We start from the raw sequence: 12,945 nt of genomic DNA on the forward strand, positions 1-12,945 counted from the left end.
CCGGCGCTCACCCTTCCACGGACAGCGTGACCTTGCCGCGGACGAGGCCGCGCTCGGCGGCGCGATGCACGCCGAGCAGCGCCGCCAGCGGCCGGGTCTCCCCCTCGACGGTCACCACGCCCTTGTCGATCAAGGTCACCGGCTCGGCGAGCCGGCCGGGGTCGTTGCGGGCCACGAACCGCACGGCTCGCGGGTGCTCGACCGGCTGGGTGACGGAGACGAACGAGTCGGCCAGCTCGGTCACCGAGGCAGGTACGCCGTGCGCCAGGTTGATCAGCACCCGGTGGCCGGGGCGGAGGCGGGCGTGCTCGAACACCGCCTGCCACGCGGTCAGCCCGGCCACCGGGGGCGAGATCGCCCGAGCCGGTGAGCACGATTCCCCGCCACGTCCCAGCCGAGCGGGTGCGGGAGCGTGAGGCCGAGCACGTCGTGCAGCAGGCCACGGCGCAGGCCGATCTCCGACGGGTTGAACGAGGTCGCGGCCACCTTGACGAGCACCTCACCCGCCCGGGTCTCGGCACCTCCTCCAGCATGATCACGTCGGCGGTCGCCCTGCTCAACCCGCGGCCCCGGTGCCGACCTGGTGGTCTCCTCGCTCCTGGACCTGCTGCTGCCGTACATCCTGCGCGCCTGGTTCGACGCCCCGGCCAAGCACTGCAGGGTCGAAGGGTGGGCCGCCGCTCGCGTACCTGACCTGGTGGCGGCTGAGCACGGCCGCGCGTCTGCTGCGCGACACCGACGCCGCGCTGAGCGAGATCGCCGCGGCGATCGGCTACGGCTCGGAGTTCGCGTTCGCCAACGCCTTCAAGCGCGAGTACGGCACGGCCCCCGGCAAGTACCGCCGCCAGGGCTGCCCGGCTCCTGCCCGGCCCCGCGGTTCCCTCGCGGTGGGTGGGGTAGGCGGCTCGGGAAGGGAGTGACCCGCATGACCGCGAAGCAGCCCAAGACCGAACTCGACACCCGCTACAGCTCCGCGCTGCACCCGCGCCCCGGGGCGGAGGACGTCACCGCCACCGACTGGGCCGAGGTCGAGCGCCGGCTGCGGGCGGCCGAGGTCTTCTGGATCACCACCGTACGGCCCGACGGCCGGCTGCACGTCACGCCGCTGATCGCCGCCTGGCACGACGGGGCCCTGCACTTCAGCACCGGCCGGGCCGAGCAGAAGGCCAGGAACCTGGCCGGCAACCCGCAGTGCGCCCTCACCACCGGGCAGGCGTCCCTGTCCGAGGGCCTCGACATCGTGGTCGAGGGCAGGGCCGAGCAGGTGACCGACCCGGCGCGGCAGGACGAGGTCATCGCCGCGTTCGAGGAGCAGTACGGCGAGCATGTCACCTCGCCCGACGGCCTGTTCTTCGGCTTCGGCGACAACATCCGCAAGGGCGGCGACCTGCTGTTCGCGGTGGCGCCCGGCACGGCCTACGGGTTCGGGCACGACGGCCAGGTGTTCAGCCACACCCGCTACACGTTCTAGAAACCGGACCGCTCCCATGAAACGCGGGATCCGCGCAAAGGAAATCTTGGTATTGCCTATGCCGAGTCCCGGGGAGCAAGCCGTACATGCGACAAGGAATCCGAAAGACAGGCCTGCTCGGCATCGTCCTGCTGGGGGCGTCGCTCGTCGGCGGCACGGCCTGCGGCACAGGCGGCCAATCGGCCGGCAGCGACAGTTCAGCGGTGCGTCTCGCGGCCGAGCGGCAGGCCGCCTCGCCGTCGGGTGAGCCGACCGGCTCGTACCCGGCGGAGTCCTCGCCCTCGGCGGGCGCGTCCGGGCCGGTGGACACGCAGGGCCTGGAGAAGGCCGCGGCGGCCGCCATGGCCGCGGTGGAGGGCGCCAAGCTGATCTCGATCGAGGCCGAGGGCGACGGCAAGGTCTGGGAGGTGCACCTGGCGGAGCCGGACGGCACCGAGCAGCAGCTCGACGTGGACGCCGCCTCCGGCCGCGTGGTCGCGGGACCGGCCGCCGAGCAGGACGACGCCTCGGACAAGGCCGAGCTGGCGGCCCTGGTCAAGGCGGCCACGCTCGACTACAAGGAAGCGGCGCAGAAGGTGGCCGAGGCCGTGCCCGAGGGCCGGATCACCGAGCTGAACCTGGACAGCGACGACGGCAAGCCGGTCTGGGAGGCCGACGTCGTCACCGCCGACGGCGCCAAGCGCGAGGTCAAGGTGAACGCCAAGGACGGCACGGTCCAGACGGACGCGCAGAACAGCTGAACGCGGCCGCGGGCGGGCCCTTGAGGGCCGGGTGATCGAGTGCTGCGATGCCCGGCATGGCTCCCCAGGCCCGCCCGCCGCGGCGCGAGGAGCTGCCCGCCTACTAGCGGGTGCTTGCCCTACGCCACCGGGGTGATCGCCGCGCACCGCCGCCACCGGGCCTGCTGCCCGCCGAGACCGCCGAGGGCTCGGCCGAGCACCAAGCCCGGACCGCACGACTCCTTCGGCCTCTAGCGCGCCACGCCCGGTTCTATGCTGTCCGGGATCGATTCTCCCGAGCATCCATAACGTCAGAGGCATCATGGATCTGCTGTCGCTGCGCTACTTCCAGGTCGTGGCCCGGCATGAGCACATCAGCCGGGCGGCCGAGGAGCTCCGCGTCGCCCAGCCCTCGCTCAGCCGGACCATCGCCCGGCTGGAGGGCGACCTGGGCGTGCCGCTGTTCGACCGGCAGGGCCGCCGGATCCGGCTCAACCGGTTCGGCGCGGCGTTCCTGCGCCGGGTGGACCGGGCGCTGGCCGAGCTGGACGACGCCAGGCGCGAGCTCACCGACGCCGCCGGGCTCACCCACGGCAGCGTCTCGCTGGCCTCCGAGACGCTGCTCACGGTCACCGAACCGGTCAAGAGCTTCCTCGCCGAGCATCCCGGCGTCGCGGTCCGGCTGTTCCAGGCGACGCCCGCGGCGATGGCCGAGCGGCTGAGCGAGGGACAGGTCGACTTCTGCCTGGCCTCCGAGACGCTCGACGGGCCGGGGCTGGTCCACGAGGTGCTCCTGCGCGAGGAGGTCGTGCTCGCCGTACCGCTCGGGCACCGGCTGGCCGGGCGGCGGGAGGTGACGATGGCCGAGGTCGCCGGCGAACCGGTGGTGACCACGCGGCCGGGCCTGTGGCAGCGCACGCTGGCCGAACGGCTCTTCGCCGAGGCGGGGCTGGAGCTGGTGGTCGCCTGCGAGATCGACGAGGCGGCGACGGCCATCGAGCTGGTCACCGCCGGGCTCGGCGTGGGGTTCGGGCCCGCGTGGTACCTCGACTCGCCGATGGCGGCCGGGCGGCCCCGCTTCTCGGCCATCCGGCTGCTGGCGCCGGGGGCCTTCCGGGTGTTGCGGCTGTACTGGCGGGAGGGGGCCTACCTGTCGGAGGCGGCTCACCGCTTCCGCGCGCACCTGAGCGAGGCGCTGGCTGGCTGAAAACCCGTCGTGCGGGCGCGGCGTCTGGGGCGACAATCAGGGGTCCATGCTCCGTGTTCGCCGGGAGGCGGCTTGTCGTTCCGTCCGCACGTCGATGCCGCGCTGGCCGCGCGGCTGGTGGAGGCCCAGTTCCCGCAGTGGTCGGGGTTGCCGCTCACGCTCGTGGAGCCCGGCGGGTCCGACCACATGATCTTCCGGCTCGGCGACGGGCTTGCCGTACGGCTGCCGCGGCATTCGGACGCGATCGAGCAGGCGGCCAAGGAGCTGGAGTGGCTGCCCCGGCTCGCGCCGCACCTGCCGTTGGCCGTGCCGGAGCCGGTCGCGGTGGGTGAGCCGGGGTTCGGGTACCCCTGGCCGTGGGCGGTGTCGCGCTGGCTGGAGGGCGAGGTGGCGACCGTCGAGGGGCTGGGCGACTCGGCCGAGGCGGCCGGCGAGCTGGCTGGCTTCCTGCGGGCACTCCAGGCCGTCGAACCGGCGCCGTTTCCGCAGGCCACCGCAGCGGTCGAGCCCGCGGCTCAAGGCACCGAGGACGGGGATCAGCACCCGGACGGCGGGCTGCTGGCCGTACGGGATGGGGCGACGCGGGCGACGATCGCCCAGGTGGCCGGGGTCTTCGACGCCGCGGCCATGACCGCGGTGTGGGACGCGGCGCTGGCGGCGCCAGGCTGGACCGGCCCGCCGGTGTGGTTCCACGGCGACTTCCACACCGGCAACCTGCTGACCACCGGCGGCGCGCTCAGCGCGGTCATCGACTTCGGCGGCCTGGGCGTCGGCGACCCGGCCTGCGACCTGATGGTCGCCTACACGCTGATGACGCCACGCGCCCGCGCCGCCTTCCGCGAGGCGCTGGAGGTGGACGAGGCCACCTGGCTGCGCGGACGCGGCTGGGCGCTGGCGACCGGCCTGAACGCCTACGTCGCCTACGCCGCCGTCGATGCGCGCGTCGCCGCGCAGACCACCCGGCAGATCACCCAGGCCCTGGCTCCGGACTGAGCGTCAGGCCCGGCCCAGCACGCAGAACTGGTTGCCCTCCGGATCGGCCAGCACCTGCCACGGCACCTCACCCTGGCCCACGTCGGCCGAGGTCGCCCCCAGGGTCCGCAGCCGGGCCACCTCGGCCTTCTGGGTCTCGATCGGGTCCGGGATCAGGTCGAGGTGCACCCGGTTGGCCACCGGGGTCCCGCCGGGCGGGATGCGCAGGAACTCCAGGAACGGCCCGACGCCGCCGGCCGAGCGCAGCCGCGCGTGCTCGTCGTCCACCTCGTGCACGGTCCAGTTCGTCGCCTCGCCCCAGAACCGCGCCATCGCCCGCGGGTCGACGCAGTCGACCACCACCGCGGCGATCTGCCCGGTGTCGCGGTACAGCTCCCGGGGCTCCAGCACGCAGAAGAGGTTGCCCTCCGGATCGGCCAGCACCTCCCACGGCACGTCGCCCTGGCCCACGTCGGCGGGGGTCGCGCCGAGCTCGGTCAGCCGGGCGACCAGCTCGGCCTGGTGGGCCTGGGAGGTGGTGGCGAGGTCGAGGTGCACGCGGTACGTCACCGTCTCCGGGTCGGGGACGGCCACGAAGTCGAGGTAGAAACCGTTCGGGTCCGGCCAGGTGAAGCCCGCGGGCTGCAGGTTGGTCACGCCGGGCCCCTCGCTGGAGACGTCCCAGCCGAGCGCCGCCGCCCAGAACCCGCCGAGTGCCACGTCGTCCTTGGCCTTGAAGTTCGCCTGAACAAGCTGCAATGACATGGCGACCACCCTATGCCCGCCCGGCGAGGGGGCAGGGCGCATCCGCGATGAGCTGGGGTTCCGCGCGTCCGGGTTGTCCTGGGTCGTCAACGCCTACTTCCCGGCCTTCGGCGGGCTGCTGCTGTCGTGCGGCCGGATGGCGGATCTGCTTGGCCGCCGCCGCGTCTTCCTCGTCGCAGGTGGCGCACACGGGGGGGTACGTGACCCCGAGCGCCTTCCTCGCGGCGTTCCGCCGGACCGTCGGCACCTCACCCGGGCGCTACCTCAACGGCGAGGCCGATCCCGGCGCCTGATCCAGCGCCGGGCTGCTCCCGGGTGAAGGGATCAGCGGCTCACCACGACCTCGCGGCCGACGTGGGACAACTTCTCGGGGTTGCGTACGTGGTAGGCGCCGGTGACCAGGCCGTTCTCCACGCGCACCGCCACCACGCCGTCGATCTCGCCGCCGACGCGGACGAGCAGGCCGGGGCCGCCGTTGATCTGCACGAACTCGGCCGTCCGCGGGGCCTGCCGCCGCCACCAGCCGGCGGCCAGCAGCCGGGCCACGTTGGCGGCGCCCACGATCGGCTGGAGCAGGGCGTGCCGGATGCCGCCGCCGTCGCTGAGCGCGACGACGTCCGGTGCGAGGACGTCGAGCAGGTTCTGCAGCTCGCCGGTCTCGACCGCGCGCTGGAAGGCCTGGAGGGCGGCGCGGTGCTCGGCCGGGGAGCCGGCGCCGCGGGGCCGGCGCGCGGCGACGTGCTCGCGGGCCCGGCGGGCGATCTGACGCACCGCGGGCCGGCTCTTGCCGACCGCCTCGGCGATCTCGTCGTAGTCCACGTCGAACACCTCGCGCAGCACGAACACCGCCCGCTCGGTCGGCTGGAGCGTCTCCAGCACCAGGAGCATCGCCATCGAGACGCTGTCGGCGAGCTCCACGTCCTCGGCCACGTCGGGCGCGGTCAGCAGCGGCTCGGGCAGCCACGGCCCGATGTAGGACTCCCGGCGCCGGCCGAGCGTCCGCAGCCGGTCCAGCGCTTGCCGGGTGACGATCCGCACCAGGTAGGCGCGCGGCTCGCGCACGGTTTCCGGATCCACGCCCGCCCAGCGCAGCCAGGTCTCCTGCAGCACGTCCTCGGCGTCGGCCGCCGAGCCGAGCAGCTCGTAGGCCACGGTGAAGAGCAGGTTGCGGTGGGTGACGAACACCCCGGTGGCCGAGTCCACCGCCTCGGTTCGGTCGCTGCGTTCCCTCATGCGCACTAGACGCCGCAGCCCGCCCGTCTGTGACGGCCGGGACCGATGGCGTATGTCACAACGCGACTCCGTCACAGGGTCGCGGCGGCCGGCGTCTCGTGTTCACGCACCTCACGAGAAGGAAGGTCTCGCCATGACAGCAGATCAGCGATCGCGGATGCCCAGCCCGCTCCCGTTCGTCCCCGAGATGGCCGAGGTCGCCGCCGGCCTGCACAACGTCCTGCGCAACGGCGCGATCCCGCAGACCACCGTCCATCTGCTGCAGTTGCGCGCCGGGCAGCTCCTGGGCAGCACGTACTTCACCGTCCGCGAGACCGGCGTCCTGCGCCAGGCCGGGGAGAGCGAGGAGCGCATCACCGCGGTGGCGACCTGGCGGGACGCCACGGTGTTCACCGCCGCGGAACGCGTCGCGCTGGAGCTGGTGGAGGCGGTCCTGACGCCGAACCCGTCTGGAGAGCGGGTCCCGGACGAGCTGTACGCCAGGGCCACCGAGCACTACGACGACAAGGCGATGTGGACGCTGATCATGGCCATCGCGCACATCGGCTTCTTCACCCCCGCCGCGCTCATCGCCAAGCCGATCCCCGGCATGCCGCCCGGCCAGAACTACACCGACTAGGAAGGAACCCCTCATGAGCACCACCAAGATCGCGGTCGCCGGAGCCACCGGACGGCTGGGCCGGCACGTCGTGGACGTCCTCACCGAGCGCGGGCACCACGTCGTGCCGATGTCGCGGGCCACCGGCGTGGACATCATCACCGGCGACGGCCTGGCCGAGGCGCTCACCGGCGTCGAGATCATCGTCGACGTCGCCTCCTGGCACGCCTCCGAGCAGGAGGCGGCCACCGCCTTCTTCCGCACCTCCGCCCGGAACCTGCACGAGTACGGCAGGCAGGCCGGCGCCGCCCGGCTCGTGGTGGCCTCCATCATCGGGGCCGACAAGGCCACCGCCGGGTTCCTCGCCGCCAAGAAGACGCACGAGGACCTCCTGCCGGCCGGCCCGCTCCCGGTCCGGATCCTGCGCGCCGCGCAGTTCCACGAGTTCGTCGGCCAGCTCCTCGACTGGCAGCCGGGCGAGGTCGCCCACGTCCCGGCGCTGCCCGCCCAGCTCGTCGCCTGCCGTACCGTGGCCGAGGAACTCGCCGACCTGGCCCTTCGGCCCGCCGAGCCCGACCCGGCCGCGCCGGTCCCGGAGATCGCCGGGCCAAGGGCGGAGATCCTGGCCGAGGCGGCCGCGCTCCTGGGCGCCCGCCGGGGCGTCAAGGTCGTCGGCGTGGACGGCTCGGCCGTGCCCGACGGCGAGCTCGCCGCCGAGGGTGCTTTCCTGCCCGGCCCGCACGCCAAGCTCGCCGGCCCCACCTTCCGGGAGTGGCTCGCCACCCAGTGACCCCTGCCGGGGTGTTCCCACGCCCGCGGCTCTGCCGAGGGCGTGGGAACACCCTTGGGGTGCAGCGGTTTGACCTTGACGTTGCGTCAACTTCTAGCATCGCCGCCATGTCCATCACCGTTCTTGACACCTTCTCCGCCATGCGGCGGATCCTGCTCGCCCCGCCCGCCGGCCGGGCCGCCCTGCTGGGCGAGATGCTGGAGCCCACCAGGCCGATGTACCGCTACCACCCCGGCGAGCTCGACCTGGTGGCCCTGCACGGGCAGACCTCCGGGTTCCCGCTCGACCGGGACGAGGAGCGTTGCCTCGACGCGCTCGACACCCTGGAGGCGGCCGGCGCCCTGGAGCGGTTGCGGCGGGCCTTCGACGACGCGCTTGCCGTACTGGTGGAGGCGAACCCGGGGCTGGAAGCCCCGGACATCACCGTGGCGGTCATCCTCGGAGACCCGGGCGACGAGCACTTCATGGGTCCCTGCAAGGGCGTGACCGGGTTCGGCGGCATCACCGGGACCATCGTGATCACCCTCTGGCCCTACCCGGAGAACGTGGCGCGGCTGGAGGTGACCGCGGCGCACGAGCTCCACCACAACCTGCGGTTCGCGCCCAGCGGGGTGGTGTGGGACCCGGCGACCGTCACGGTCGGCGAGCACATCGTCTCCGAGGGCCTGGCCGACGCCTTCGCCCGCCAGCTCTACGGCGACGAGCTCGGCCACACCCGCATCGGCGTCCCGCACCTGCACGACGACGAGGTGTTCGCCAAGGTGCTCACCGGGCTCGGCGTCACCGGCATGGAGAACTTCACCGCCTGGGTGCACGGCGACCCGAGCGCCGAGCTGTTCGGCCTCACCCCCGTCGGCCTGCCCATGGGCGCCGGCTACGCCGCGGGCAACCGCCTGGCCGACGCCTACCTGACCGCCACCGGGCAGACCCCCGCCCAGGCCCTCCACGCCGACGCCGCCAAGGTCATCGCCATCACCCGCCGGGAAGGGTGATCGGCACCCGGGTGCCGGGCTTCGCCGACGAGCGGTGAGACTGGGACGGTGGAGTGGACGATCCAGGAACTCGCCGCCAGGGCCGGCATCACCAGCCGCGCGCTACGGCACTACGACAGCACGGGGCTGCTGGCGCCGTCGCGGGTGGGGGCGAACGGGTACCGGTACTACGACGCGGGCGCGGTCTTGCGGTTGCAGCGGATCCTGTTGATGCGCCGGCTCGGCATGGGTCTGCCCGCCATCGCGAAGGTGCTGGCCGAGGAGGTGGACGCGGCCGAAGGGCTGCGCGGTCACATCGCGGCGCTGGAGGAGGAGCGCGAGCGCCTCGACCGGCAGATCCGGTCGGTCCGGCAGACGCTCGAGGTCCTGGAGGCGGGCGGGGAGCCCCGGATGGACGTCATGCTGGCCGGGTTCAACGACTACTACAGGGACGAGGTGATCTCCCGCTGGGGTGAGCGCGCCTTCCGGGTGAGCAACGACTGGTGGCACGGCAAGACCCTGGAGCAGCAGCGGGCCTGGAAACGCGACGCCGAGGACCTGGTGGCCGCCTGGGTCGACCTGGCCAAGGCGGGGATCTCCCCGAAGTCGGACAAAGCTCAGGAGCTGGCCGCCCGGCACGTGCGGTGGCTGAGCCGGATCCCGGGCACGCCCACGTTCGACGGCGACCGGGAACGCTCGATCGAGATGGTGATCGGCGTGGGCGACATGTACGTGGACGACCCCCGCTACGCCGGCATGTACGACGACGCGGCGGGGTCGGCCTTCGTCCGGGACGCGCTGCACGCCTACGCGCGGTCGGGCATGTGACCTGAACCGAACACGGCCGACAGCCCGGGCCAGTGCGCGGCCAGGCAGAGCACCGGCGGCCGGTCGAGGGGCGCGTCCAGGGTGAGCACCTGACCGCCGGGGCGGGCCTGGCCGGTCCAGACGTCGATCCACTCGCCCTCGGGCAGGTACGCCTCGACCCGGTCGGCGCCCGGCTCGGTGACCGGCACGACCAGCAGGGCGTCGCCCAGCTTGTACTGCAGCGGGTAGGCCCAGATCCGCTCGTCGCGCGGATGGTCGAAGAACAGCCCGCGCATCAGCGGCGCGCCGCCGCGCACGGCCTTGGCCGCCTCCGCCGCCAGGTACGGCACCAGCCGCTCGCGCAGCTTGGCGAAGGCGCGGAACAGCGGGAGGACCCGCTCGTCGCCGGTCTGCTCGGCGATGTTCCACGGCGTGCGGTCCCGCCGCGGGGTGCGGTGGTGGTTGAACTCCGAGTGGTACTGCATGATCGGCATGAACGCGCTGGTCCCGGCGGCCCGCAGGTACAGCTCGGCGCCGGGCACCGGCCCGGAGAAGCCGGCCAGGTCCCAGCCCCAGTAGACGATGCCGCAGGCGCTCGCGGTGATGCCGGCCCGGATCGAGGCACGGAAGGCCTCCCAGGTGGAGTCCTCGTCCCCGGCCCAGAAGGCGCCGTGCGGCTGGGACCCGGCGAACCCGGCCCGGCTGAAGGTGACCGGCGCCTTCCCGGCCGCGCGCAGCAGGTCGCCGAAGGCGCGGGCGTAGTGCACCGGGAACAGGTTGTTGCCGTCCGAGCCGCGCCGCCCGTCGGCGTAACGCAGGTCGTGACCCCAGGCGTGCTCGCCGCCGTCGGTCTTGAACCCGTCGACGCCGACCTCCTCGACCAGGTAGCGGCGCTTGGCCGTCCACCACTCGCGGGTCGCCGGGCTGGACAGGTCCGGCATCAGCGCCAGCGGGAACCACCAGCCCCGGTTGCGGTACGGCCGGCCGTCGGCCTCACGGACGCCGTGCTCCAGGATCTGCCGGGCGTCGACGGCGGCCTGGTGGGCGGGGTGCGGGCGCATCTTCTGCAGCGGGATCTGCCACAGCAGCACCTTGATGTCGCGCTCGTGCAGCTCGTCCACCATCCCCTTCGGGTCAGGCCACGGCCCGTCGGCCGGGAAGGTGTAGTCGGCCAGCGTGTGCGGCTCCTCCCCCGGCTCGTACCGGGCGCCGCGGAAGGCGGTGAAGGTGCTCTCGTCGCTCCACGCCTCGATGACCAGCGCGCCGACCGGGATGTCGTGCTCGCGGTGGGCGTCCATCTCGGCCATGACGCGGGCCTGGGTGTTCCACTCGTTGCCGCTGGCCCACAGCCGGAACACCCAGTCGGGCAGCTCGGCCGGCCGGCCGACGTCGTTGAGGAAGGCGTCGAGGACGCGGGCGGGCTCGCCCTCGTAGAAGGTGACGTGCACCTCGGCGCCGTCGGCCTCGACGGTGAGGGTGTCGCCGACGTCGTACCAGGTCCGGTGCGAGGTGGCCACGTGGAAGCCCCAGGTGCGCGGGCCGCCGACGACGATCGCGAACGGCATCGGCAGGTAGGTGCGGCCGTGCTCGCCCTGGGCCTTGTACTGCTCGAACACCACCGCGTCCAGCGTCCGGCCGCGCTGGTCGACGTGGTCGAAGCGCTCGCCGAAGCCGACCACGTGCTCGCCGGGCGCGAGGGCGATCTCGAACCGGCTCCGCCGTACGCCGTCGCCGTCGGCGAGCCAGCGCACGCTGCCGGGCACGATCCGGTCGGCGCCACGCGTGGTCAGCTTGCCGCCGCCGTCCTGCCAGCTCGCCGCGGTGACCTCGAACCACCGGCTGGTACGGCGGGCACCGCCGTCGGTCGTGGCGACGAAGCGGTAGCCGTACCGATGCCCGGCGCGCAGCGGCGGCGTCGTGACGCGCCACGAGCCGGAGGCCGCCCGGGCGGCCCGCGCCTGCGCGGCGGCCAGGTGCCCGCCGTCGAGCTGCTCGTCCCCGGCCGGATCCTCGGCCGATCCCACCCTGGTCAGGCCGAACTCGGCGGCGTCGCGCCCGTCGACGCGCCACTGGCAGGTCAGCTCGCGCACCGAGGCGGCGGCCCGCACCCGCAGCTCCACCGGCTGCCCGTCCAGGGGCGTGACCGGCAGCCGTTGGTCGGGGGTGTCGGCGTAGGGGTGGCCCGAGCCGTACGGGCGGTGGGTGATCATGCGCGGACCTCCAGCGCGTCGGCGAGCATCAGGTACATTCCGTGCGACCAAAGCAGGGGCCGCGCGACCGGCCCCCAGCGGCGCGTCCACTCCGAGAGCCGGCGCGGCGCGAGCAGGACGTCGGAGACCTGCTCCGGCAACTGCCCCGACTCGTCGGCCTGCGCGGCCATCCAGTCCAGGTAGCGCAGCGCCTCCGCGCGACGGCCGGCGGCGGCGTGGTTGAGCCCGAGGAAGCCGGCCAGCAGCACCCAGCGGCCGCCGCCGTAGAAGCTGTCGGCCAGGAAGCGGTGCACGCCGCCGTCGCGGGCGAGCTGCCGCTCCACCTCGGCCACCGTGGCCACCGCCACCGGGTGGCCGACGGGGTAGAGCCCGAAGGGCGCCACGCAGGCCAGCAGCGAGGCGTCCACGGCGTCGCCGCCGAGACCCTGGGCGTCGAGGTCGTGCAGCGGGGCCACGGCCTGGCCCGGATCCACCAGCGTGACCGCGCCCTGCCCGGAGGGCAGCCACTTGCGCAGGTGACCGGCGGGGGCGACGCCGTGCTCGGCCACCAGCGCGGCGATGTCGGCCACGGCCTGCGCGGCGGCGGCGGATTCCCGGTTGTCGAGCAGGCCGCTGGTCACCGCGGCGCGCAGTCCCGCGTGCACGGCGCCGAGCGTCGAGACGTGCCGCTGGTCGACGTGCTCCTCCCACCAGTCGTAGCAGGGCTGGTTCCAGAACCAGGTCAGGTAGCGGGCGGCGACGCCGACCGCCTCCTCGGCCCCCGGCACCCGCGCCCCGTGCCGGGCGGTGTGCTCGGCCAGCGCCCACAGCCAGGTTCCGTAGCCGTCGAGCTGGTGGTCCCACCACTCGTCGGCGCCGTCGCCGCCGTCGAGGGTGAAGCGGGTGGGCAACATCTCGGCCGCCGAGACCGGCAGCCCGGCGCGGGCCCGGGCGATCAGGCTCTCGACCTGGTCGCGGCGGGCGCCGATCACCCGCGCGCACCAGGCGTGGAAGGCGCTCGCGCTCTCGGCCTGCCCGGACCGGCTCATGCCTTCGGCGATGAACGCGCCGTCGCGCAGCCAGGCGTAGCCGCGGTAGGCCGAGAAGGTGGGACTGGCCGGGTAGGCCCCCGAGGGCGACTGATGCGCGCCGATCACCTCGACGCTGCGCGTGACGAGCCGCGCCCGCGCCAGGTCGCTTCCTACGATCACTGGGTCAGTTCT

15 protein-coding genes are annotated in these 12,945 nt (G+C 73.8%); 9 read left to right on the forward strand and 6 right to left on the reverse strand.

Translation table 11 applies throughout. The annotated features are described in order from the left end of the window. Positions 1 to 7: 7 nt before the first annotated feature. Together ACIBG7_RS13740 and ACIBG7_RS13745 are read right to left on the reverse strand one after the other, a co-directional pair. Positions 8 to 343, reverse strand: a complete 336-nt coding sequence (locus ACIBG7_RS13740; protein WP_397336356.1) for a hypothetical protein — start codon at positions 341 to 343, stop codon at positions 8 to 10. Next, positions 331 to 498 (reverse strand): hypothetical protein, encoded by a 168-nt coding sequence (locus ACIBG7_RS13745; RefSeq protein ID WP_397336357.1) that lies wholly within the window; start codon positions 496 to 498, stop codon positions 331 to 333. Before ACIBG7_RS13745 ends, ACIBG7_RS13740 begins: the two co-directional genes overlap by 13 nt. Before the next feature lie 74 nt (positions 499 to 572). Between ACIBG7_RS13745 and ACIBG7_RS13750 the strand changes: the two genes are divergently transcribed. The 5 genes from ACIBG7_RS13750 to ACIBG7_RS13770 all read left to right on the forward strand — a co-directional run bounded on the left by ACIBG7_RS13750 (position 573) and on the right by ACIBG7_RS13770 (position 4,390). Beyond that, on the forward strand, positions 573 to 920 hold the full coding sequence (locus ACIBG7_RS13750; protein ID WP_397336358.1) for a helix-turn-helix domain-containing protein: 348 nt from the start codon (positions 573 to 575) through the stop codon (positions 918 to 920). A gap of 5 nt (positions 921 to 925) precedes the next feature. Continuing rightward, positions 926 to 1,471: a pyridoxamine 5'-phosphate oxidase family protein gene (locus ACIBG7_RS13755; RefSeq protein ID WP_397336359.1), complete on the forward strand. Its 546-nt coding sequence runs from the start codon at positions 926 to 928 to the stop codon at positions 1,469 to 1,471. Positions 1,472 to 1,557: 86 nt separating this feature from the next. Then, the gene (locus tag ACIBG7_RS13760) at positions 1,558 to 2,211 is read left to right on the forward strand and encodes a PepSY domain-containing protein (RefSeq protein ID WP_357923530.1); all 654 of its coding nucleotides are present in this window, start codon (positions 1,558 to 1,560) and stop codon (positions 2,209 to 2,211) included. A 301-nt stretch (positions 2,212 to 2,512) separates the two neighbouring features. Continuing rightward, positions 2,513 to 3,397: a LysR family transcriptional regulator gene (locus tag ACIBG7_RS13765; RefSeq protein WP_397336360.1), complete on the forward strand. Its 885-nt coding sequence runs from the start codon at positions 2,513 to 2,515 to the stop codon at positions 3,395 to 3,397. Between the two features lie 72 nt (positions 3,398 to 3,469). Then, a complete protein-coding gene (locus tag ACIBG7_RS13770) occupies positions 3,470 to 4,390 on the forward strand; it encodes an aminoglycoside phosphotransferase family protein (protein ID WP_397336361.1) in 921 nt (306 codons plus the stop codon). 3 nt (positions 4,391 to 4,393) lie between these two features. Here ACIBG7_RS13770 and ACIBG7_RS13775 read toward each other — a convergent pair whose 3' ends face one another. Next, positions 4,394 to 5,134, reverse strand: coding sequence for a VOC family protein (locus tag ACIBG7_RS13775; RefSeq protein WP_397336362.1), 741 nt, complete (start codon positions 5,132 to 5,134; stop codon positions 4,394 to 4,396). Between the two features lie 324 nt (positions 5,135 to 5,458). Beyond that, positions 5,459 to 6,367, reverse strand: coding sequence for an RNA polymerase sigma-70 factor (locus tag ACIBG7_RS13780; protein ID WP_397336363.1), 909 nt, complete (start codon positions 6,365 to 6,367; stop codon positions 5,459 to 5,461). A 133-nt stretch (positions 6,368 to 6,500) separates the two neighbouring features. On the opposite strand from ACIBG7_RS13780, the gene ACIBG7_RS13785 reads away from it, so the two are divergent. The 4 genes from ACIBG7_RS13785 to ACIBG7_RS13800 all read left to right on the forward strand — a co-directional run bounded on the left by ACIBG7_RS13785 (position 6,501) and on the right by ACIBG7_RS13800 (position 9,554). Beyond that, a complete protein-coding gene (locus ACIBG7_RS13785; RefSeq protein ID WP_397336364.1) occupies positions 6,501 to 6,986 on the forward strand; it encodes a carboxymuconolactone decarboxylase family protein in 486 nt (161 codons plus the stop codon). A gap of 13 nt (positions 6,987 to 6,999) precedes the next feature. Further along, positions 7,000 to 7,755 (forward strand): SDR family oxidoreductase, encoded by a 756-nt coding sequence (locus ACIBG7_RS13790; RefSeq protein ID WP_397336365.1) that lies wholly within the window; start codon positions 7,000 to 7,002, stop codon positions 7,753 to 7,755. 107 nt (positions 7,756 to 7,862) lie between these two features. After that, positions 7,863 to 8,747, forward strand: coding sequence for a DUF2268 domain-containing protein (locus tag ACIBG7_RS13795; protein ID WP_397336366.1), 885 nt, complete (start codon positions 7,863 to 7,865; stop codon positions 8,745 to 8,747). A 48-nt stretch (positions 8,748 to 8,795) separates the two neighbouring features. After that, a complete protein-coding gene (locus ACIBG7_RS13800; protein ID WP_397336367.1) occupies positions 8,796 to 9,554 on the forward strand; it encodes a MerR family transcriptional regulator in 759 nt (252 codons plus the stop codon). Here the strand turns inward: ACIBG7_RS13800 and ACIBG7_RS13805 are convergent. Both ACIBG7_RS13805 and ACIBG7_RS13810 read right to left on the reverse strand, forming a co-directional pair. Then, a complete protein-coding gene (locus tag ACIBG7_RS13805; RefSeq protein ID WP_397336368.1) occupies positions 9,533 to 11,743 on the reverse strand; it encodes a TIM-barrel domain-containing protein in 2,211 nt (736 codons plus the stop codon). The genes ACIBG7_RS13800 and ACIBG7_RS13805 overlap by 22 nt on opposite strands. Beyond that, positions 11,740 to 12,933, reverse strand: a complete 1,194-nt coding sequence (locus ACIBG7_RS13810; protein ID WP_397336369.1) for a glycoside hydrolase family 15 protein — start codon at positions 12,931 to 12,933, stop codon at positions 11,740 to 11,742. Before ACIBG7_RS13810 ends, ACIBG7_RS13805 begins: the two co-directional genes overlap by 4 nt. Between the last annotated feature and the right edge of the window lie 12 nt (positions 12,934 to 12,945).

This window comes from Nonomuraea sp. NPDC050328, from assembly GCF_044459405.1.
Lineage (GTDB): Bacteria > Actinomycetota > Actinomycetes > Streptosporangiales > Streptosporangiaceae > Nonomuraea.